Source organism: Shewanella sp. DAU305, assembly GCF_026802235.1.
Taxonomy (GTDB): domain Bacteria; phylum Pseudomonadota; class Gammaproteobacteria; order Enterobacterales; family Shewanellaceae; genus Shewanella; species Shewanella baltica.
On sequence record NZ_CP113808.1, the window covers coordinates 952868 to 974032 of the forward strand.

Annotated in this window: 19 protein-coding genes; 17 read left to right on the top strand and 2 right to left on the bottom strand. The window is 49.4% G+C overall.

The window, feature by feature from the left end; translation table 11 throughout:
• Positions 1–68 precede the first annotated feature (68 nt).
• Positions 69–1553, top strand: a complete 1485-nt coding sequence (gene glpK / locus OX890_RS04215) for a glycerol kinase GlpK (RefSeq protein WP_011982221.1) — start codon at positions 69–71, stop codon at positions 1551–1553.
• Between the two features lie 153 nt (positions 1554–1706).
• Here glpK and OX890_RS04220 read toward each other — a convergent pair whose 3' ends face one another.
• Positions 1707–2036 carry a hypothetical protein gene (locus tag OX890_RS04220; protein WP_006079884.1) on the bottom strand — a complete coding sequence of 110 codons (330 nt, stop codon included), beginning with the start codon at positions 2034–2036 and terminating at the stop codon, positions 1707–1709.
• Between the two features lie 737 nt (positions 2037–2773).
• Here OX890_RS04220 and mraZ point away from each other — a divergent pair.
• The 15 genes from mraZ to lpxC all read left to right on the top strand — a co-directional run bounded on the left by mraZ (position 2774) and on the right by lpxC (position 19779).
• Positions 2774–3232, top strand: coding sequence for a division/cell wall cluster transcriptional repressor MraZ (mraZ, locus tag OX890_RS04225; RefSeq protein ID WP_011982222.1), 459 nt, complete (start codon positions 2774–2776; stop codon positions 3230–3232).
• A gap of 31 nt (positions 3233–3263) precedes the next feature.
• Complete coding sequence (gene rsmH, locus OX890_RS04230; RefSeq protein ID WP_126491027.1) at positions 3264–4205, top strand: 16S rRNA (cytosine(1402)-N(4))-methyltransferase RsmH; 942 nt, start codon at positions 3264–3266, stop codon at positions 4203–4205.
• 10 nt (positions 4206–4215) lie between these two features.
• Entirely contained in the window at positions 4216–4530 is a 315-nt protein-coding gene (ftsL, locus tag OX890_RS04235) for a cell division protein FtsL (protein ID WP_006079887.1), read from the top strand.
• Positions 4531–4543: 13 nt separating this feature from the next.
• Entirely contained in the window at positions 4544–6298 is a 1755-nt protein-coding gene (locus tag OX890_RS04240) for a peptidoglycan glycosyltransferase FtsI (protein ID WP_006079888.1), read from the top strand.
• On the top strand, positions 6295–7794 hold the full coding sequence (gene murE, locus OX890_RS04245; RefSeq protein ID WP_268650144.1) for a UDP-N-acetylmuramoyl-L-alanyl-D-glutamate--2,6-diaminopimelate ligase: 1500 nt from the start codon (positions 6295–6297) through the stop codon (positions 7792–7794). The genes OX890_RS04240 and murE overlap by 4 nt, the downstream gene beginning before the upstream one ends.
• Positions 7791–9173 (top strand): UDP-N-acetylmuramoyl-tripeptide--D-alanyl-D-alanine ligase, encoded by a 1383-nt coding sequence (locus OX890_RS04250; protein ID WP_107949491.1) that lies wholly within the window; start codon positions 7791–7793, stop codon positions 9171–9173. The genes murE and OX890_RS04250 overlap by 4 nt, the downstream gene beginning before the upstream one ends.
• Complete coding sequence (gene mraY, locus OX890_RS04255) at positions 9174–10256, top strand: phospho-N-acetylmuramoyl-pentapeptide-transferase (protein WP_006079891.1); 1083 nt, start codon at positions 9174–9176, stop codon at positions 10254–10256.
• A 6-nt stretch (positions 10257–10262) separates the two neighbouring features.
• A complete protein-coding gene (murD, locus tag OX890_RS04260) occupies positions 10263–11582 on the top strand; it encodes a UDP-N-acetylmuramoyl-L-alanine--D-glutamate ligase (protein ID WP_126491029.1) in 1320 nt (439 codons plus the stop codon).
• The gene (gene ftsW, locus OX890_RS04265) at positions 11572–12783 is read left to right on the top strand and encodes a cell division protein FtsW (protein WP_126491030.1); all 1212 of its coding nucleotides are present in this window, start codon (positions 11572–11574) and stop codon (positions 12781–12783) included. The genes murD and ftsW overlap by 11 nt, the downstream gene beginning before the upstream one ends.
• Positions 12783–13871 (top strand): undecaprenyldiphospho-muramoylpentapeptide beta-N-acetylglucosaminyltransferase, encoded by a 1089-nt coding sequence (murG, locus tag OX890_RS04270; RefSeq protein WP_006079894.1) that lies wholly within the window; start codon positions 12783–12785, stop codon positions 13869–13871. The genes ftsW and murG overlap by 1 nt, the downstream gene beginning before the upstream one ends.
• 2 nt (positions 13872–13873) lie before the next feature.
• A complete protein-coding gene (gene murC, locus OX890_RS04275; protein ID WP_006079895.1) occupies positions 13874–15340 on the top strand; it encodes a UDP-N-acetylmuramate--L-alanine ligase in 1467 nt (488 codons plus the stop codon).
• Between the two features lie 151 nt (positions 15341–15491).
• Entirely contained in the window at positions 15492–16241 is a 750-nt protein-coding gene (locus OX890_RS04280; protein ID WP_012586608.1) for a cell division protein FtsQ/DivIB, read from the top strand.
• Entirely contained in the window at positions 16222–17457 is a 1236-nt protein-coding gene (ftsA, locus tag OX890_RS04285; protein WP_006079897.1) for a cell division protein FtsA, read from the top strand. The genes OX890_RS04280 and ftsA overlap by 20 nt, the downstream gene beginning before the upstream one ends.
• A gap of 33 nt (positions 17458–17490) precedes the next feature.
• The gene (gene ftsZ / locus OX890_RS04290; RefSeq protein ID WP_006079898.1) at positions 17491–18678 is read left to right on the top strand and encodes a cell division protein FtsZ; all 1188 of its coding nucleotides are present in this window, start codon (positions 17491–17493) and stop codon (positions 18676–18678) included.
• A gap of 180 nt (positions 18679–18858) precedes the next feature.
• A complete protein-coding gene (gene lpxC / locus OX890_RS04295) occupies positions 18859–19779 on the top strand; it encodes a UDP-3-O-acyl-N-acetylglucosamine deacetylase (protein WP_006079899.1) in 921 nt (306 codons plus the stop codon).
• 12 nt (positions 19780–19791) lie between these two features.
• Here lpxC and OX890_RS04300 read toward each other — a convergent pair whose 3' ends face one another.
• Positions 19792–20238 (bottom strand): DUF721 domain-containing protein, encoded by a 447-nt coding sequence (locus OX890_RS04300; protein ID WP_006079900.1) that lies wholly within the window; start codon positions 20236–20238, stop codon positions 19792–19794.
• A gap of 27 nt (positions 20239–20265) precedes the next feature.
• Between OX890_RS04300 and OX890_RS04305 the strand changes: the two genes are divergently transcribed.
• The gene (locus OX890_RS04305; protein ID WP_268650145.1) at positions 20266–21165 is read left to right on the top strand and encodes a M23 family metallopeptidase; all 900 of its coding nucleotides are present in this window, start codon (positions 20266–20268) and stop codon (positions 21163–21165) included.

Sequence of the window (21165 nt, forward strand, 5' to 3'; positions counted from 1 at the left end):
TAAGTAGTGGATCATGTTAACTCTCATCGGCATAAAAAGGCGGCGGAGAGTTCAGATAGGATAGTAGCGTGCAGAAAAAATACGTGGTGGCCTTAGATCAAGGCACGACCAGCTCAAGGGCGATAGTGTTCGATCACGACGCAAACATTGTCAGCGTGTCCCAGCGGGAATTCACCCAGTTGTATCCAAATCCGGGTTGGGTCGAGCATGATCCCATGGAGATCTGGGCAAGCCAAAGTTCAGTGTTAGTTGAAGTGCTGGCGCGCGCGGGGATCCACAGCGATGAAGTGGCCGCGATTGGCATTACCAATCAGCGGGAAACCACTGTCATTTGGGAGAAAGCCACAGGTAAACCTATCTATAACGCGATTGTGTGGCAGTGCCGTCGCAGCTCTGAAATTTGTGAGCAACTCAAAGCTCAAGGGCTAGAAGAGTATGTGCGTGAAAACACAGGTCTATTACTCGACCCTTATTTTTCAGGCACTAAGATCAAGTGGATTCTAGATAATGTGCCCAATGCCCGTGCGCAAGCTGAACGCGGTGAGTTGTTGTTCGGCACTATCGATACTTGGCTAGTGTGGAAGTTAACCGAGGGCAAAGTGCATGTCACCGATCCCACCAATGCCGCCCGTACTATGCTGTTTAATATCCATAGCCTGACTTGGGATAACAAGTTACTTGAAGCTTTAGACATTCCCTTGTCTTTGTTGCCCGAAGTGAAGCCTTCCTGCAGTGTGTATGGCACCACGCGGATTGCTGGTGAAGGCAGTGAAATTCAAGTCGCAGGGATGGCGGGTGACCAACAAGCGGCGCTTTTTGGTCAGCTGTGTGTCGAGCCCGGCATGGCGAAGAATACCTATGGCACTGGCTGTTTTTTATTGATGAATACCGGGACCAAAGCGGTGCGCTCTAACCATGGGTTACTGACCACAGTTGCCGTGGGACCGAAGGGCGAAGTGAACTATGCCCTCGAAGGTTCAGTCTTCATGGGTGGCGCGACTATTCAATGGCTGCGCGATGAACTTGGGCTTATTCGTGACGCCAGTGATACTGAGTATTTTGCCTCTAAGGTTGCTGATACCAATGGCGTGTATTTAGTGCCCGCTTTTGTTGGACTCGGGGCGCCCTATTGGGATCCCAATGCCCGTGGCGCACTCTTTGGTTTAACCCGTGGCGCCAACCGTAATCATATTATTCGGGCGGCGTTAGAATCCATTGCTTATCAGAGTAAAGATTTACTCGATGCCATGACCAAAGACAGTGGCGTTAGCCTTAAGCGTTTGAAGGTGGATGGCGGCGCGGTCGCCAATGATTTTTTGATGCAGTTTCAAGCCGATATCACCGATGTCGAAGTACTAAGGCCGAGTGTTTGTGAGACAACGGCTTTGGGCGCGGCATTTTTAGCTGGGTTGGCTGTGGGCTTTTGGGAGAGTGTCATAGAGCTTGAACATAAAGCTTGTATCGATAAGCATTTTATCCCCAATATTGATGCCGAGACTCGGGTGCGGTTATACGCAGGTTGGCAAGATGCCGTCGCCAGAACTCGCGCCTAAGCTATTCGACTTAAGCTATTCAACTCAAGTCGTTGGACTTGAGACATGCTTAAATTTGATATTGAGTTGGTTTGAAATGTGACTCGATTGTGGTGAATAAAAAGGCGCTAATCCAATAGGATTGCGCCTTTTCCGTTTTATATCAGTACGGATTTATACTTCAACATCAATAATATGTTGGCTCGGTGGCTTTTTGATTTCCGCGGTATCGTCGGTCACTTCAAGCACGACACCTTCTTTTAATTCTTCAGGCTCATCCGATGCACGGCGTTTCTTATTCTTGTTGTTATCAGCATCTTTGCGTCTCTCCCTGACTTTCGCGTCGCGCCCTTCTAACGTTGGGGGTAACTGCGACTGCGGTGTTTCATGGCTATCGGGGGCATTTGCGGTTGCACTACTCACTTGGTCGACGACCCGTTTAGGGTGCAACACGGCTTTCACTGGCTGCGCCAGCATGGCATAAATGCTATCCAATCCACTCATAACGCCTCCTTGTTATTACACCTCTCAACATGTTATCGGCAGGAGTCGGTCAATATTTAGACTATACGCGGTTTAAGTCGTTAAGGCGAATGAGGGGGGTTAAGATCTAAGCACCAGCAATCGATGCTAACCAAAGCGGCACTCATTGTGAAGGAACCACAGTGGTTGAGAAGGAACAATAGTAGCGAGTGCAAAATTGAGGTGAGTTTGTTGGATTCGCGTGGTGCTTTGCGGGATTTGGAGTGGGAACGTTGAGCTTTCTCGCAATCGTGACATTAATATTCAACCATCTGCAAAAAGATGATCGTCTTTATTTCGGATAATTATTTAGATTTTCGTGCTAAATCCAACTCTTTTTTGACTGTCTAACAAGGTTGAATTTAAGTTTATTTTGTTACTTTTTTGGGTTTAAGGTTATTCCTCGACCCGTAAAATCCCACAAATACAGAATTAATCCCCCATTTTTTTCATCGCAAGCGCCTGAAAGCAAAAGGTTGCTGAATATTTCGGCGCAATTTATTCCTGTAGTTTCTTCTGTTTAGTCGATCTCTCGTGGTCTTTCATGTCAAAAGTTTGTCGCTAGGTTAAGTGCTCAACATGCTGCTAACCCGCTTGCCGACTGGATTTATAAAAGGATCCCATCCCTTGACATTGCTTGTCGACTGTCCCTAAACTTAGCAGTTGTGGGAAATAGTGGATATTTGTGGATCAAAAATCACAGGAAAGGATGAATTAGCGTGTTTCGTGGAGCCAGTGCTATCAACTTAGATACAAAGGGACGGATCGCTATTCCAGTGCGATACCGCGAACCTTTGCAGCTTGAGCACCAAGGCCGCATCGTGATTACCGTCGACATCCAATCCGCTTGTTTACTCTTGTATCCAATCCATGAATGGGAATTGATCGAAGCTAAGTTGTTAAAGCTTTCCGATACCGATAAAACCCAGAGATCGTTAAAACGTCTGTTACTCGGTTACGCCCACGAAGTGGAGCTTGACGGTAATGGGCGCATATTACTGCCGCCACCGCTAAGGCAATATGCCAATTTAGATAAGCGCATCATGCTGGTGGGGCAATTGAACAAATTTGAGCTGTGGGATGAGCAATCTTGGCTGCAGCAAATCGATGAGTGTCAGGAAACGATTCGAAGTGAGGAGCTTGCTAGTAACGAGCGTCTCGCGGATTTTTCACTTTAACGAGTCGCGATAACTAAATAAGAAGAGAGTAATGAGTCAGGAATTTGCCCATTTATCCGTGCTGCTAGCAGAAACGGTTGGCGGTTTAAACATCAAAGACGATGGCATCTATATCGATGGCACGTTTGGCCGCGGTGGTCATTCAAGACAAGTGTTGCAGCAACTCGGTGAAAATGGCCGATTGATCGCAATCGACCGTGACCCTCAAGCGATTGAAGCGGCAAAACAATTTGCTGACGATCCACGCTTTCAAATTGTGCATGGTGGTTTTGGTCAATTAGCCGATTACGTCGAAGAGCTTGGGCTTGTGAGCAAAATAGATGGCGTATTACTCGATTTAGGTGTGTCTTCACCTCAGCTCGACGATGCCGAACGTGGTTTTAGTTTTATGCGTGATGGCCCGCTCGATATGCGCATGGATAACAGTCAAGGTCAAACGGCTGCTCAGTGGTTAGCACGCGCAGAAATTGAGGATATGGCTTGGGTATTTAAAACCTACGGCGAAGAGAAAAACGCTCGCCATATTGCTCGTTGTATCGCTGCGGATCGTGATAAGACCCCGTTTTTACGAACTAAAGATTTAGCCGATTTGATCGCGCGTATCACTAAGAGTAAAGAACGCAATAAGCACCCAGCGACTCGGGTGTTTCAGGCCATCCGGATTTATATCAACAGTGAACTAGATCAAATTGATCAAGCGCTTGAAGGTGCGGTCAATGTACTAGCTCCCCAAGGGCGCTTGTCGGTTATCAGTTTCCATTCTTTAGAAGATCGTATCGTGAAGCGCTTTATTCGCCGCCATAGCCAAGGCGAAAGTGTGCCGCATGGTTTTCCGGTCACTGAAGATCAAATTAACAAGTCGCGTAAGTTACGCGCCGTGGGCAAGGCGATTATGCCATCCGACGAAGAAATCGAACGCAATGCCAGAGCTCGCAGCTCAGTGTTACGCATTGCCGAGCGTTTAGATTACTAAGGGGCGCACTGTGAGTAAGCCCTCGATCAATCTGCCACGGATCGTCTTACACGATTTATGGCTGCACAAATGGATCTTGTTATTAGCACTGCTCGTGCTCTGCAATGCGGTCGCTGTTGTTTATGGCAGCCATATTAGCCGCCAACTAACGACCCAGTGGGACCAGTTACTGCAAGAGCGAGACAGATTAGATATTGAGTGGCGCAATTTATTATTAGAAGAGCAATCGCAGACTGAACACAGTCGTATTACGCGCATTGCCTCTAAGGAACTCAACATGAGTCGTCCGTTACCCAGCGAAGAAGTTGTGGTAAAGGTGCCGTGAGTATAGGGAAGATATGACTAGGCAAGCGAAAATCAAACGGGTAAGCAAACCGCAGAAACCACAACTAATCCATTGGCGTTTATACGTAGTGGTGGGGTTTGTGTGTACGCTATTTTGCAGCCTAGTGGGACGCGCAGCCTACATTCAAATTATTGAACCTGACAAATTACGCCATGAAAGCGATATGCGTACCTTACGGACCACGAGCCGTGAGGTGCAGCGTGGTTTGATCACCGATCGCAATGGCGACATGTTGGCCGTCAGTGTGCCAGTGCGTGCCGTTTGGGCCGACCCTAAACAAGTTAACGATAATAATGGCTTTGCGGATATGCGCCGCTGGCAAGCTTTAGCTGATGTGTTGCATGAACCCGTAGAAGACATATTAGATCGGGTGCGCAGTAATCCCACCAAACGCTTTACCTACTTGAAACGCCAAATTACTCCCGCGGTCGCGGACTACATCACTCAACTGAAATTACCCGGTGTTTTCCTTAAATCTGAATCCCGCCGCTATTACCCTGGTGGTGAAATCACTGCTCAGCTTATCGGTATCACTAACATTGATGATGTTGGGATTGAAGGCGTAGAAAATGCTTATAACAGCTGGCTAACGGGCACGCCTTCAAAACAGAAAGTGCGTAAATCCCGCGATGGTCATGTGGTTGAACGGCTGGATATCATCCAAGAAGGCGAAAGCCCGAATGATCTCGTGCTCAGTATCGATCAACGGATTCAGCAGTTAGCATACCGCGAGCTGAAACGCACCACAGAGATGAACCAAGCAACTTCAGGTTCCATCGTTGTACTCGATATTCACACCGGTGAAGTCTTGGCTATGGTGAATACGCCTTCGTACAACCCTAATGCGCGCGACAATCTGCAAACCTTCAGAATGCGTAACCGCGCCATGACGGATACCTTCGAGCCCGGTTCGACTATTAAGCCCTTTGTGGTGGCTGCGGCGCTTGAAGCGGGCACAGTCAAATCGACTGACATTATTGCCACTTCACCGGGTTGGATGCGTTTAGGCGGCCGCCAAGTGCGCGACCCTGCCAACTACGGCGACATGAGTTTGGCGCGTATTCTGGCTAAATCCAGTAACGTCGGCATCAGTAAATTGGCCTTGTCTATTCCGGTGCAGCAGTTACTCGGCACCTATCAATCTATGGGACTTGGGAGTTTCTCAGGGATCAACCTTACGGGTGAAAGCGCGGGGGTTATTCAAGACCGCCACCGTTGGTCTGACTTTGAGCGCGCCACCTTGTCCTTCGGTTACGGTTTAACGGCAACCACACTGCAACTTGCGCGCATGTATGCCACTTTAGGCAATGGCGGCACCTTATTCCCCGTTTCAATTATGAAACTGAAAAAGCCCCCCGTCGGTGAGCGAGTTATTTCTGAAGATGTGGCCCACGATGTGATGCAAATGCTGGTCGGCGTGACAGAAAAAGGCGGCACCGGCACCTTGGCACATATCGATGGTTATCCGGTTGCGGGTAAGTCAGGCACAAGTCGTAAGGCGGTTGCTGGCGGTTATGGTGATGATTATGTTGCTTTATTTGCGGGTGTTGCCCCGGCGAATAATCCTAAGTTAGCGATAGTGGTGGTGGTGAACGAGCCCAAGGGCGATCTCTATTATGGTGGTTCAGTGGCGGGGCCGGCATTTGCCAAAGTCATGTCTGGCGCACTGCAAATGTTAAACGTTGAACCCATTACCGATAAAGAACAAGTGCAATTGGCGGGTATCGCCGCCGGGAGAGCAGAATGATGTTATTACGGGATCTGCTTGCGCCTTGGCTGCATTATGCCGGCGCGCAGTCCTTCAACGATTTGACCTTAGATAGCCGCGCAATACGTCGCGGCGATGTGTTTTTGGCGCTGCCAGGACATAAGGTCGATGGCAGACAGTTTATTGAAAAAGCCTTAGATTTAGGTGCCGCAGCCGTATTAGTCCACACGGATGATGCTGATCAGCATGGCAAAGTGTTGTACAGCGATAATGCCGAGCACGGCGTGCAGATTTATTTCTTCCAGTTGAGTCGCCAAGTATCGGCCATCGCCGCTCAGCGTTATCCATTAGCGCATCAGCCTGCGACAACATCCCTTGGGGTGATTGGTATTACTGGAACTAATGGTAAGACCTCGACAAGCCAACTGATTGCCCAGCTGATAACGTCGCTCGGCCGCAAAGCCGCTGTGATGGGCACCCTTGGAAATGGTCTCTGGGGCGAGCTTGTCGATAGCGGCAATACCACAGCCGATGCGATTACCCTAATGCGCCAGTTGCATGACTTTGAAGCCCAAGGCGCGAGTGTCTGCGCCATGGAAGTGTCGAGCCACGGCTTAGTGCAAGGCCGCGTGGATGCGGTGCCATTCGATGTTGCCGTGTTTACCAATCTGACGCGCGATCACCTCGATTACCACGGCGACATGGAAAGCTATGCCGCCGCTAAGCAAAGCCTATTTCGTTTCAGCACCTTAGGTCACGGTTTATTGAATCTCGACGACACAGTTGGCGAGTCTTGGTTGACTGAACTTAAATCTGTGCCTGCGCAAATGTGGGGTTTTAGTATTGAAGGTCATCAAGCCGCGGCTTTTTATACCAAAAATGCCAAGTTTGACGATCAAGGTGTCAGTGCAACCTTAGTCTGGCCCGAGGGCGAGACTCAAATCCACTCACCACTTCTTGGTGCCTTTAATCTCTCTAATTTACTCGCGGCGCTCTCAGCCTTGTATCTGCAAGGTTTTGATATGAAAGCGTTAGCCGAGCAAGTGCAATACCTAACGCCCGTCGCAGGTCGTATGGAGCGTTTCACAACTGCGAATAACATCACCTTAGTGGTCGATTATGCCCATACACCAGATGCGATTGAACAAGCGTTAAACGCGCTACGTCGACATTGTGTCGGTGATTTATGGTGCGTATTTGGCTGTGGTGGCGACCGTGATAAGGGCAAGCGTCCTTTGATGGGCAAAGCTGCAGAGCAATATGCCGACCGCATTATGGTGACGAGCGACAATGCGCGCAGTGAAGACCCCGCGCAAATTATTACCGATATTATCCAAGGGCTAACCCACCCTCAGCAGGCATTGACTCAGGTTGACCGTATCGCAGCAATTAAAGAGGTTGTGGCATTGGCGAAACCTGGCGATGTGATCTTGCTGGCGGGCAAAGGCCACGAAACTTACCAAGAGGCGGCAGGTGTGCGTCATGACTATGATGAACGCGCCCTGGCACGCCAGTTATCGGAGCAATCAAGATGATCCCTCTTTCTCTCGAGACCCTAAGTCAACACTTAGGTACGTTTCGAGTCGGTGACGACGTCACCATCGAAGATTTAAGCAGTGATAGCCGCAAAATCGGCGCTGCAACCCTGTTTGTTGCCTTAAAGGGTGAGCGTTTTGATGGCCATGATTTTGCTGCAACCGCTATTGAGAACGGCGCCGCGGCGTTAATGGTCGAGCGCGAATTAGCCTTTGATATTCCGCAGCTGATTGTGCCCGATTGCCAAAAAGCCATGGGCGCGATAGGGGCTTATGTCCGTGACCAAATCAATCCGATTTGCGTGGCGTTAACAGGCTCAAACGGTAAGACCAGCGTGAAGGAAATGATCGCGACCATTCTGTCGGCAAAGCATCAAATCCTCTATACCGCTGGTAACTTCAACAATGAAATCGGTGTGCCGCTTACCTTGCTGCGTTTAACGCCAGCGGATGAGTTTGGAATATTCGAACTCGGCGCAAACCATAAAGGTGAAATTGATTACACCTCTGGACTCGTGCGTCCGAACGTGGCGCTGGTGAATAACGTCGGCAGCGCCCATTTAGAAGGATTTGGATCGCAAGCAGGTGTTGCGCAGGCTAAGTCGGAAATTTTTAATCATCTGCAGGCCGATGGCACCGCCATCATCAACGCCGATGATGCCTTTGCCGATTTTATGAGCGTTAAGGCAAGACCTTATAAGCAACTGAGCTTCTCCCAGCAAGATGGCGCCGCTAAACGTCATATCGACGTCATCGCCACAGGTCATAAGACCAATGCCGATGGTTGCTATCGTTTTATGCTCAATTACTCAGGTGAATCTTGCCAAGTGGTACTACCGCTGGCGGGGCGCCATCAGGTGAGTAATGCACTCGCCGCTGCAAGTGTTTGTATTGCCTTGGGATTAAGTTTGACAGAGATCGCCGAAGGCTTAAGCCAATTAACGCCAGTGAAAGGGCGTATGCAACCGAGTCAATTGGGACGCGTACGTCTAATCGACGATAGCTATAACGCGAATCCTGTGTCCGTTGGGGCGGCAATCGCTTGGTTAAAGGAAATTTCTGAAAATCGCTGTCTGGTACTGGGAGATTTAGGAGAATTAGGCGACAATGCGCCCCTTTTACACGCTGAACTAGGGCAACTGGCCAAGCAACAGGGGATAGATGCCTTGTTTTGCACCGGAACGTTAAGTCAGCATACGAGCCAAGCTTTTGGTGCGGAGCACTATGACAGTGTGGCGACGTTAGTAGAAAAACTCATAAAGCATATTAACCAGTTACCGGGACAGGTAACGGTTCTCGTTAAAGGTTCACGTAGCGCCGCCATGGAGCGGGTCGTGGATGGACTAACAGTAGCCTTCGGGCGTGGGGAGTTAGTGTAAATGCTGGTATATCTGGCCGAGTATTTAACCCGTTTTCATACCGGGTTTAACGTGTTTTCCTATGTGACGTTTCGAGCCATTTTAGGCTTATTAACCGCATTGGTTTTTAGCTTATGGTTTGGCCCTAAACTGATTGAACGTTTGCAATTACTGCAAATTGGTCAGGTCGTGCGTAACGACGGTCCAGAATCACATTTTAGTAAGCGTGGCACGCCGACTATGGGTGGCTTGCTGATATTGGCTGCTATCTTCATCAGTGTGTTGCTGTGGGGCGATCTCGGTAGCCGCTATGTGTGGGTGATGTTGTTTGTGCTCGGTAGTTTCGGTTTGATCGGCTTTATCGACGATTACCGCAAAGTGGTGCGTAAAGACACTAAAGGTTTGATCGCGCGCTGGAAGTACATTCTGCAATCTTTAGCTGCGCTGCTCATTGCTTTTTTCCTGTATGCCACAGCGGCAAATCCAGGTGAAACCCAGTTAGTGGTGCCTTTCTTTAAAGACGTGATGCCGCAACTTGGCGCCGTATTTATCGTATTGGCGTACTTCACGATTGTGGGTTCGAGCAATGCGGTGAACTTAACCGACGGCCTAGACGGTTTGGCAATCATGCCGACGGTAATGGTCGCGGCGGCGTTTGCCTTGATAGCTTATTTATCGGGTCACGCGCAGTTTGCGAACTACTTACATATTCCGCATTTACCCGGTTCGGGTGAGCTTGTGATTGTCTGTACCGCCATTGTCGGTGCGGGTCTGGGCTTTTTGTGGTTCAACACTTACCCTGCGCAAGTCTTCATGGGCGATGTGGGTTCACTGTCATTAGGTGCTGCACTGGGCACAATTGCAGTGCTCGTTCGCCAAGAAATTTTGTTAGTGATCATGGGCGGCGTGTTCGTGATGGAAACCCTGTCAGTCATTCTGCAGGTGGGTTCGTACAAGTTACGCGGCCAGCGTATTTTCCGCATGGCGCCGATACACCATCACTATGAGTTAAAAGGTTGGCCCGAACCTCGAGTGATAGTGCGTTTTTGGATTATCTCGATATTCCTCGTCTTACTTGGCTTAGCCACGTTGAAGTTAAGGTAATTGGTTATGCAAAATCAGTACTCACACATAGTGTTAGGTTTAGGGGCAACGGGTTTGTCCGTCGTGCGCTATTTGTGTGGAAAGGGCATTACGCCATTGGTCATGGACAGTCGTCGGCAGCCTCCGGGCGCCGAAACATTAGCGACGTCTTTTCCTGATGTGAAGCTGATTTCTGGCGGATTCGATTGCCGTTATCTCGTGCAAGCGACGCAGATCATTATCAGTCCCGGCATTGCCACTTATACCCCAGAGGTGCGTGCCGCTGTGGATATGGGCATCGAAGTGATTGGCGATGTGGAGCTATTTGCCCGTGAGATTGCTGACCGTAAACCTTGCGTTATCGGTATTACTGGCTCTAACGGTAAATCAACTGTCACTACGCTTGTGGGCGAAATGGCAAGGGAAGCGGGTATCGCCGTTGCCGTTGGTGGCAATATCGGTGTGCCTGCGCTGGATTTACTGCATGAAAATGCTGACTTATTTGTGCTTGAGTTGTCGAGCTTTCAACTGGAAACCACCCATAGCCTTAAGTGTGTGGTGGCGACCTGTTTGAATATCAGCGAAGACCACATGGACAGATACAGCGATATCGCTGCCTACCGCGAAGCTAAATTACGTTTATACAAACAAAGTCGCGCCGTGCTGTTTAATCGCGACGATAAACTGACCGTACCGCCAGAGCCAATGAACCAAAACAGTTTTGGTTTAGCTGCGCCAGAAGCGGACGAATGGGGCATCAGCGACAGCAAGATTTATCACGGCAGCAGCGAAATCATGCCGATCACAGAAGTCTCCCTGATTGGCAGTCATAACCATGCCAACCTACTCGCAGCAATGGCGCTTGTGGATGTTGTCGGTGTTGATAAGCAGGTTATGGCGAAAGTGGCGCGTAGCTTTACTGGCTTATCCCATCGTTGTGAAGTGGTTGGGATTAAGAATGGTGTGACCTATGTCAATGACTCAAAAGCGACGAACGTCGGCGCCACCGTTGCCGCGCTCGATGGTTTAAGTGATCACTTAGGCGATATTATTTTGATTGCTGGCGGTGACGGTAAAGGTGCTGATTTTAAACCTTTAGGCGTGGCATTAGCGAAAGTAACACACCTCATTACCTTAGGTCGCGATGGCAAAAAGATTGCCGCTTTAAAAGACGGCGCGGTCAGAGTCGAGACTATGGCGGCAGCGGTAACGAAAGCCGCTGAATTGGCGACCTCAGGCGATATCGTTTTATTGTCGCCAGCCTGCGCCAGTTTAGATATGTACAGTAACTTTATGGCTCGAGGTGACGATTTTAGAAACCTTGTGGAGCAACTCAATGGCGAGTGATGTAAGACAACTCAGCCTATTTGAGCGTTTGCGTTCAGCAATGCCCAATTGGCAACGTGATACCGAAGTGCCGGGCGTGCAATTGTACGACCGCGCTTTGCTCGCGGCTGTGTTGTCTTTGATTGGCTTTGGCTTTGTGATGGTGATGTCGGCCTCAATGCCAGAAGCGCAAACGCTCACGGGTAACCCGTTTTATTTTATGACTCGCCATGTGGGTTATTTAGTGGGTTGCTTAGCCATTGCGGCATTTGTATTAAGAGTTGAAATGCAAACTTGGCAGCGCTGGAGTCCCATGCTGCTATTGGTTGTGGGCTTGATGTTACTGGCGGTTTTAGTGGTCGGTACTACGGTAAACGGCGCGACGCGTTGGTTATCGATAGGCCCAATACGCATCCAAGTGGCGGAAGTCGCTAAGTTTGCCTTTGCTATCTACATGGCGGGCTATTTAGTGCGTCGTCATCAGGAAGTGCGCGAGAACGCTAAGGGTTTCTATAAACCGATTGCGGTATTTGCCATTTACGCTGTGCTGATTTTGATGCAGCCCGACTTAGGGACGGTTGTGGTGTTGTTCGTCGGTACCGTTGGCCTGCTGTTTTTAGCGGGTGCACGTTTGCTCGACTTCTTCGCCCTGATTTTTGCCGGCGTGTTGGCGTTTGTGGCTTTGGTGTTATTAGAACCTTACCGTATGCGCCGGGTGACATCGTTTATGGATCCTTGGCAAGATCCCTTCGGTAGCGGTTACCAGTTGACGCAATCTTTGATGGCCTATGGCCGTGGCGATTGGTTTGGCCAAGGGCTGGGCAACAGTATTCAAAAATTAGAATATCTGCCCGAAGCGCACACTGACTTTATCTTCGCCGTGATCGGCGAAGAATTAGGTTTTATCGGTATTATCGCCGTGTTATCTGTGCTGCTGTTTGTGGCACTGAGATCGATTCGTTTGGGCAATTTGTGCTTAGCCATGGATAAGCCCTTCGAAGGTTATTTAGGTTACGCCATTGGTATTTGGGTATGTTTCCAGACTGTGGTTAATGTCGGCGCGAGTATCGGCATGTTACCGACCAAAGGACTGACATTGCCTTTTATCAGCTACGGCGGCAGTAGTTTATGGGTCATGACGGCGGCAGCCATGATGTTGCTACGCATTGATTACGAGCGGCGCATGACATTAGTTCAGGCCGTGCAAGGGAGATTGAAGTGATGACCCCAGCAGGAAAACGTATTTTAGTCATGGCGGGTGGTACGGGAGGACATGTGTTCCCGGCGCTGGCAGTGGCTAAGTATCTAGCTCAACAGGGTTGGCAAGTGCGTTGGTTAGGCACGGCTGATCGTATGGAGGCGCGTTTAGTGCCCCAGTATGGATTTGATATTGATTTCATTGATATCAAAGGTGTGCGCGGCAATGGTTTGATACGTAAACTCGCGGCGCCCTTTAAAGTGGTGCGCTCAATATTGCAGGCTAAGGCCGTGATTGCTGAGTTTAAACCCGATGTCGTGCTTGGCATGGGCGGATTCGCCAGTGGCCCAGGTGGTGTGGCGGCAAGATTAGCGGGTATTCCGTTGGTACTACATGAGCAAAATGCCATCCCAGGGATGACGAACAAGTTGTTGTCGCGGATTGCGACGCAAGTGTTATGTGCCTTTAAAAATACCTTTACCACAGTGAAGGCCAAGGTTGTTGGTAATCCGATTCGCCAAGAATTGATTGCCTTAGGCGCAGAACCAAAGCCAGAGGCTGATGAAGCCTTAAAAGTATTAGTTGTCGGTGGCAGCCTTGGCGCCAAAGTCTTTAACGATCTGATGCCCGAAGCGGTTGCGATTCTGAGTCAGCAACAGTCCGTTACGGTTTGGCATCAAGTGGGTAAAGATAATCTTGCGGGCGTGAAGGCGGCTTATCAGCAACATGGGCAGGATGGCGGCGTGAATATCGCCGAGTTTATAGACGACATGGAAGCCGCTTATCGCTGGGCTGATGTGGTATTGTGCCGCGCCGGTGCGCTGACGGTGTCTGAGTTAGCGGCGGTGGGGCTACCGAGTATTCTGGTGCCTTATCCCCATGCGGTGGATGATCACCAAACCCGTAACGGCCAAGTATTGGTTGAGGCTGGCGCAGCTTTCCTATTGCCACAGGCCATCTTGGACGTGAATAAACTGGCGGGCAAATTACAACTGCTTGCCAATGACAGAACAGAATTAGCCCGTATGGGCCAAAGAGCGAGAGACGTTGCCGTACTGGATGCGACTGAACAAGTTGCCGCAGTGTGCATCAGCCTTGCTGAGAAAGGATAAGCATGACTAAGACAGAAAGATATGCACAACTGAGAAGCATGATCCCAGAAATGCGCCGTATTAAGCGTATTCACTTCGTCGGCATTGGCGGCGCGGGCATGGGCGGGATCGCCGAAGTGTTAGTGAACGAAGGCTATCAGGTGAGTGGTTCGGATATCGCGCAAAATGCCGTGACCGACAGATTGTGTTTGCTCGGTGCCAAGATCCAAATTGGTCATGCCGCCGAAAACGTGCAGCAAGTGGATGTGGTCGTGGTCTCCACGGCGATTAATCTGGAAAACCCAGAAATCCTTGCTGCCAAAGAATTACGTATTCCTATCGTGCGTCGCGCCGAAATGCTAGCTGAGTTGATGCGTTACCGTCATGGTGTGGCGATTGCTGGCACCCATGGTAAAACGACGACAACGAGCCTTATCGCCAGCGTGTATGGTCAAGCGGGACGGGATCCTACCTTCGTGATTGGTGGCTTGCTCAATAGTGCCGGTACCAACGCCAGATTAGGCACCAGCCGTTACTTGATTGCCGAAGCTGATGAGAGTGATGCGAGCTTCCTGCATTTGCAGCCTATGGTCAGTGTGGTAACTAACATTGAAGCCGATCACATGGATACCTATGGCGGTGATTTCGAAAAATTGAAATCGACCTTCGTGGATTTCCTACATAACTTGCCGTTCTACGGTGTCGCAGTTGTGTGTATCGACGATGCTGTAGTGCGTGAAATCATGCCGCGGATTGGTCGTCAACTCGTGACCTATGGTTTTAGTGACGATGCGGACGTGCAAGCGCTGAATTTCAGTCAGCAAGGGCATCAGTGTCGTTTCACGGTGAGACGTAAAGGCAAAGCTGATCTCGATCTGGTACTTAACTTGCCGGGTCAACATAACGTGCTTAATGCCTTGGCTGCGATTGCGGTCGCGACCGAAGATGAAATCGACGACAGCGCCATTACTCAGGCGTTAGTGGAGTTCCAAGGTATAGGTCGTCGTTTCCAGCATTTGGGCAAGTTTGCTACGCCTAAGGGCGAAGTTATGTTAGTCGATGATTATGGCCATCACCCCAGTGAAGTCGCCGCGACCATTAAAGCTGCCCGTGCAGGTTGGCCCGACAAACGTCTGGTTATGGCGTATCAGCCACACAGATACACCCGTACCCGTGATTTGTATGAAGACTTTGTTGAAGTGTTATCCCAAGTGGATTGTTTACTGTTGCTCGATGTTTATAGTGCGGGTGAAGCGCCGATCACTGGTGCCGATGGCCGAGCTTTATGTCGCTCAATTCGCCTGCGTGGCCAGTTAGATCCGATCTTTATCGCCAGTCCTGATCAGCTCGCAGAGGTATTGCCCGATGTATTGCAAGAGGGGGATTTATTACTCACCCAAGGTGCAGGTAATATTGGCGCCCTGTCGCGATTGTTAGCGACGACAGAATTGGGCTTTGCCGTTGCGGAATTACCTGCGCAAGCAAGCTGATCTTTAGCGCTTGATCTGCGAGGAAAAGGAAATTTTGACCAAAGGATTTTGGTCTATATAATGGCCGGTTTTCTGTGGTTTTTAATGAGTGTCGTTAAAGGTGGAATGAAGCGTGTCTTGGAGTGATAAGAGGCGGCACTGGCGGGCAAGAATGTCACGGGTTAATTGGTATCTGTGGAGCGGGGCTGGCTTTTTATTCTTCATCGTGGCCAGTTTTGTATTTGGTGGATACCAGTTACATAAGTTTTTAAATGATGCCAGCACCTTGCCGATAGAGGCCGTTGCCATCAAAGGTGAGCGGGCTTACACCACAGATAAAGATATACAAGTGGCACTACAGGATTTAATGCAGCGGAGTTTTTTTAGTGCTGACATCACCTTAGTGCAACAGGCGTTAGAAGACTTACCTTGGGTGTATCGCGCGTCGGTAAGACGTGAGTGGCCAGCGAAACTCAGGGTGTATTTGCAAGAGCAGCAGCCGGCGGCCCATTGGAATGGCGACTCCTGGTTGAATGTGCATGGTGAAGTGTTTGAAGCGCCATCGCATCCAGAGTTGGAGCATTTACCGCAGTTATCTGGGCCAGACGATATGGGCCTTGAGGTGTTGACTGTCTATGCACAGATCAACTCCCTGTTAAAGATTAATGGCTTTACCTTAGCCAGTTTGTATTTGACGCCACGACATGCGTGGCACGCGACCTTAGGAAACGGCATCGTTTTAGATTTAGGTCGAGAAGATAAAATTGCACGGATACAGCGATTTATTACAGTTTATCCGGTTTTGGCGAAACAAGAGAAATCCGTTGCCAGAGTAGATTTGCGCTACGACACAGGGTTGGCCGTAGGCTGGGGCGATGCACAAACAAGAGAGCCGATAATTAATGATCAAAAACCAAGATAGAAACCTTATCGTCGGATTGGACATAGGAACCTCTAAGGTCGCAGTGATCATAGGCGAAGTTCTGCCCGATGGCGAAATCAGCATAGTCGGCCTTGGCAACCATCCCTCAAGGGGCATGGATAAAGGTGGTGTTAACGATTTAGATTCGATCGTTCGCAGTGTGCAACGTGCGCTCGATCAAGCGGAATTAATGGCCGATTGCCAAGTGTCATCGGTTTACCTGAGCATCTCTGGTAAACACATCGCCTGCCAAAACGAAAACGGCATGGTCTCGATCAACGATGAAGAAGTGACACAGGAAGACGTTGATAACGTGATCCACACGGCTCGCTCGGTGAAGATCCCGACCGAACGTCGCATCTTGCATGTGCTGCCACAGGAATATGCGATCGACGTGCAAGACGGCATTCGCAGCCCAATCGGTATGTCTGGCATGCGTATGGAAGCCAAGGTACACATAGTGACCTGCGCCAATGATATGGCGAAGAACATCACTAAGAGCGTTGAGCGTTGTGGTCTTAAGGTCGACGATTTAGTGTTCTCTGGGATTGCTTCGGCCGATGCCGTGCTGACCTTCGATGAGAAAGACTTAGGTGTGTGTATCGTCGATATTGGCGGTGGCACCACAGATATTGCGGTATATACCAACGGCGCCTTGCGTCATTGTGCGGTTGTGCCAGTTGCGGGCAACCAAGTGACCAACGACATTGCGAAGATTTTCCGCACGCCGTCGTCACATGCTGAACAAATTAAAGTGCAATTCGCCTGTGCGCGCAGCTCTATGGTGAGCCGCGAAGACAGTATCGAAGTGCCATCGGTAGGTGGACGTCCATCACGTAGCATGTCACGTCACACGCTCGCCGAAGTGGTAGAACCAAGATACCAAGAGCTGTTTGAGTTAGTACTTAAAGAGTTGAAAGATAGTGGATTAGAAGATCAAATCGCCGCAGGTATTGTGCTCACAGGTGGCACAGCGTCGATTCAAGGTGTGGTCGATATTGCGGAAGCGACGTTCGGCATGCCAGTTCGTGTAGCGTCACCGCTACCGATCAAAGGTTTATATGAATACGTGGACCAGTCTATTTACTCCACTGGAGTCGGACTGCTTCATTACGGTGCACGACGGGTGATCGAACGTCAGTTCGAACGTCCTGAGCGCCAAGGGGTAACTAGCGCTTGGAATCGGGTCCAAAGCTGGTTTAAGGGCGAATTTTAATTTTCATATCGCAGGCAACACGGAGATCAGACAATGTTTGAGATCATGGATACTCACTCAGACGACGCGGTGATTAAAGTCATCGGCGTTGGCGGCGGCGGCGGTAACGCTGTCGAACATATGGTCAAACACAACATTGAAGGTGTTGAGTTTATCGTTACCAATACAGACGCTCAGGCCCTGAGAAAATCAGGTGCAGGCTCAACGATTCAATTAGGACGTGATGTCACTAAAGGTCTCGGAGCAGGGGCAAACCCAGATGTGGGTCGTGCAGCAGCTGAAGAAGACCGCGAAAACATTCGCGCGGCGATCAAAGGCTCAGACATGATCTTTATCGCTGCCGGTATGGGCGGTGGTACAGGTACTGGTGCTGCACCAGTTGTCGCTCAAATCGCTCGCGAAGAAGGTATTCTGACCGTTGCGGTTGTGACTAAGCCTTTCCCATTCGAAGGGAAAAAGCGTATGGCTTATGCTGAGCAAGGTATTGCTGAGCTGGCTAAGCACGTGGATTCGTTAATCACGATTCCAAATGAAAAATTATTAAAAGTATTGGGCCGTGGCACTTCTTTACTCGATGCGTTCGCCGCAGCGAATAACGTGTTACTTGGCGCGGTACAAGGTATTGCCGAGCTTATCACTCGTCCAGGTCTAATTAACGTCGACTTCGCCGACGTGAAGACTGTGATGTCTGAAATGGGTAATGCCATGATGGGTACAGGCGTCGCTCGCGGTGAAGACCGTGCTGAAGAAGCGGCTGAAGCTGCTGTTGCCAGCCCATTATTAGAAGACATCGACTTAGCCGGTGCGCGTGGTGTGTTAGTTAACATCACTGCGGGTATGGACATGAGTATCGAAGAATTCGAAACCGTGGGTAATCACGTTAAGGCTTATGCCTCTGACAACGCGACTGTGGTTGTTGGTGCTGTCATCGACCCAGAAATGAGTGATGAGCTGCGTGTAACGGTTGTTGCTACGGGTATTGGTGCTGAAAAGCGTCCAGATATTCAATTGGTGTCTAAGCCTGCGCCTCGTCCAGAGCCAGTGGTTGTGGAACCAAAAGTCGAAGCCTATGTCGAAGAAGCGGTACATGTGAACTACGCTGCGCCAAAAGGCAACGTATTGCCAGCGGCACCACAGCCAGCGCCACAGCCTGCACCATCGACAAAGCATGAGTTGGATTATCTTGATATTCCAGCATTTTTGCGTAAGCAAGCCGACTAGCGATAGCGTTTGAGTCCAGCGTATATGTGAGGTGTTGCTCGTTTTGGGCAATACCACAGCATAGCTGCATTTGTGTGACGTAATAAAGTTATGTTATTATGTTGAACCAGTGCGGCCAATTTGCCGACGCTGAGTGTACAAATATTAGGCTTTATAATTGGCATATAAACGGGTAACTGAATGATATTTCAAAGAACTGTTCAGAAAATGGTGAAAACTACTGGTGTCGGATTGCATTCTGGCAACAAGGTCACTTTGAGCATAATGCCCGCGCCCGTTAATTCAGGGATCGTACTCGTGCGCACTGATTTGAGTCCTGCCGTCTCCATTCCAGCGAAGGCAGAGCAAGTTCGTGAAACCACTATGTGTACGGCACTTGTCAATGACGAAGGTATTCGTATCTCGACCATTGAGCATTTATTTGCAGCACTTGCGGGTTTAGGCATAGATAACGCCGTAATCGAAGTGGACGCGCCTGAAATTCCTATTATGGATGGCAGTGCGAGCCCGTTCGTCTTCTTATTGCAGTCTGCGGGTATTAAAGAGCAGGCCGCACCTAAGAAGTACTTAAAGATTAAGCGCCCTGTGCGTGTTGAAGATGGCGACAAATGGGCCGAGCTAAAACCCTTTAAAGGTTTTAGAGTCAATTTTAAAATTGACTTCGCGCACCCAGAGATCGCTCGTAGCCAACAGCATGTGGTGATGGACTTTTCAACGTCTGCTTTCGTGAAAGATATCAGCCGCGCCCGTACTTTTGGGTTTATGCGTGATATCGAATATCTGCGAGCCAACAACCTAGCGTTGGGCGGCAGCATGGAGAACGCAGTTGTACTTGATGAATATCGCGTCCTTAATCCCGACGGCCTGCGTTATGAGGACGAATTTGTTAAGCACAAAATTCTAGATGCGTTTGGTGATCTATACGTGGCAGGACACGCTATTTTAGGTGAGTTTACTGCGTATAAAACCGGTCATGCGCTGAACAATCAATTGGTGCGTGCTTTATTGGCGCAACAGGATGCGTGGGAGTTGGTTAGCTTTGAAAAAGAAGCCGATGTTCCCGTCAGCTTTACCGTGCCAGGTGGCGCTGTATTTGCTTAAAAAGCGGTGAGATTATTTATCACGGCTGGCCAATGAGGCCAGCCGTTTTAGTTTTTCGCCCAGTGAACCGCCAATATTTTCCGCTAATGCCGCAATATGCTCCGCTGCCGCAGGGCTTAATTCTTTGTGTCCCTGTTTAGGCTTTGCGTCATACATTGCTAATCTCGGGTTGACTTTAACTTCGATTGCGGTAAGGATTGGGAGCGTTTCTGCTTGAAGCTGCGCTAGTAGCTTTGGCTTTTGGAAATTAATTCGTGCAGCCCAGGCCGCCGAAGTGGTTTCAACCACAAGAACACCCTGGCGGAAATTAGCGACTTTTAGCTGCTCCGCAACAGGACCTGCGATAATCTGCTTCACATGATGATTCAGATACATAAGTAGTTCCGCTTTCTCAGCAAGGTCGGGTAATTTTCCCGATTGATGCAGTAATTGGCTGAGATCTTGAGGGGGCTTTTTCATATGATAATAAGATGGCTGAATTAGGCTATGAGTGTAACAGTATTTATTCAAGGTCGGAATGGCGTCACACGCTGGCAGCCCAGTAAACGCTGGTTGCTACTTCCAATACTATTGTTGGCCACTGGGTCCGGTATTTATCAACACAACTCAGCTCGATTTCAAGATCAGCAAGCCAGTGTCGATAACGATCGTCTCTTACGCGAACAACAAAAGAAACAAGTCTTAGAGCTAAAAAGTGCTACCGAGTCTCAACTGGCTATGCTAGTGACTCATGTTGCACGTATGCAAGCCAAGATCACCCGTCTCGAAGCCTTAGGTCAACAAGTTGCCCAGCAGAACAAATTGGATGAAGATTTTGATTTCTCATCCGAAGTGGGTGTGGGTGGTTTGAGCGAATTAGGCACTAACATCGAGCTCGGACAGCTTATCGACGATATGGATAAGTTGGCATCACGAATTGACAATAATAATGTTCAGCTTTCACTACTTGAAACAGTGTCATCTAACCACCATATAGATGATGAACGTTATATATCAGGGATCCCACTCGATAAAGGTTGGTTATCGTCGCCCTACGGATTACGTAATGACCCTTTCAACGGTCGCAGGACTGTGCATAAGGGGATTGATTTTACCGGCCGAGAAGGTGCCAAAGTTGTTGCGACTGCTGCAGGCGTAGTAACTTGGGCTGGGAACATGTTCGGTTATGGCGAGTTGGTTGAAATAGACCATGGTAACGGTTTACATACGCGTTATGGCCATAATAAAGCTTTGTCAGTGACTGTAGGTGATGTGGTCGCAAAAGGCGATGCAATCGCCAGTATGGGAAGCACTGGGCGCTCAACTGGGGCTCATGTGCATTATGAAGTGTTGCGCGGCGGACAGCAGATAGATCCACAAAAGTTTGTCTACCGCAAAGCAAGTTAA

Bases quoted from the DNA above. Each gene is read 5' to 3' on its own strand.
- murC (WP_006079895.1), top strand. From the start codon at position 13,874: ATGACTAAGACAGAAAGATATGCACAACTGAGAAGCATGATCCCAGAA.
- murG (WP_006079894.1), top strand. From the start codon at position 12,783: ATGACCCCAGCAGGAAAACGTATTTTAGTCATGGCGGGTGGTACGGGA.
- rsmH (WP_126491027.1), top strand. From the start codon at position 3,264: ATGAGTCAGGAATTTGCCCATTTATCCGTGCTGCTAGCAGAAACGGTT.
- mraY (WP_006079891.1), top strand. From the start codon at position 9,174: ATGCTGGTATATCTGGCCGAGTATTTAACCCGTTTTCATACCGGGTTT.
- OX890_RS04280 (WP_012586608.1), top strand. From the start codon at position 15,492: ATGTCACGGGTTAATTGGTATCTGTGGAGCGGGGCTGGCTTTTTATTC.
- ftsZ (WP_006079898.1), top strand. From the start codon at position 17,491: ATGTTTGAGATCATGGATACTCACTCAGACGACGCGGTGATTAAAGTC.
- OX890_RS04305 (WP_268650145.1), top strand. From the start codon at position 20,266: ATGAGTGTAACAGTATTTATTCAAGGTCGGAATGGCGTCACACGCTGG.
- ftsW (WP_126491030.1), top strand. From the start codon at position 11,572: ATGGCGAGTGATGTAAGACAACTCAGCCTATTTGAGCGTTTGCGTTCA.
- OX890_RS04300 (WP_006079900.1), bottom strand. From the start codon at position 20,238: ATGAAAAAGCCCCCTCAAGATCTCAGCCAATTACTGCATCAATCGGGA.
- ftsA (WP_006079897.1), top strand. From the start codon at position 16,222: ATGATCAAAAACCAAGATAGAAACCTTATCGTCGGATTGGACATAGGA.
- OX890_RS04220 (WP_006079884.1), bottom strand. From the start codon at position 2,036: ATGAGTGGATTGGATAGCATTTATGCCATGCTGGCGCAGCCAGTGAAA.
- OX890_RS04240 (WP_006079888.1), top strand. From the start codon at position 4,544: ATGACTAGGCAAGCGAAAATCAAACGGGTAAGCAAACCGCAGAAACCA.
- lpxC (WP_006079899.1), top strand. From the start codon at position 18,859: ATGATATTTCAAAGAACTGTTCAGAAAATGGTGAAAACTACTGGTGTC.
- murD (WP_126491029.1), top strand. From the start codon at position 10,263: ATGCAAAATCAGTACTCACACATAGTGTTAGGTTTAGGGGCAACGGGT.
- murE (WP_268650144.1), top strand. From the start codon at position 6,295: ATGATGTTATTACGGGATCTGCTTGCGCCTTGGCTGCATTATGCCGGC.
- OX890_RS04250 (WP_107949491.1), top strand. From the start codon at position 7,791: ATGATCCCTCTTTCTCTCGAGACCCTAAGTCAACACTTAGGTACGTTT.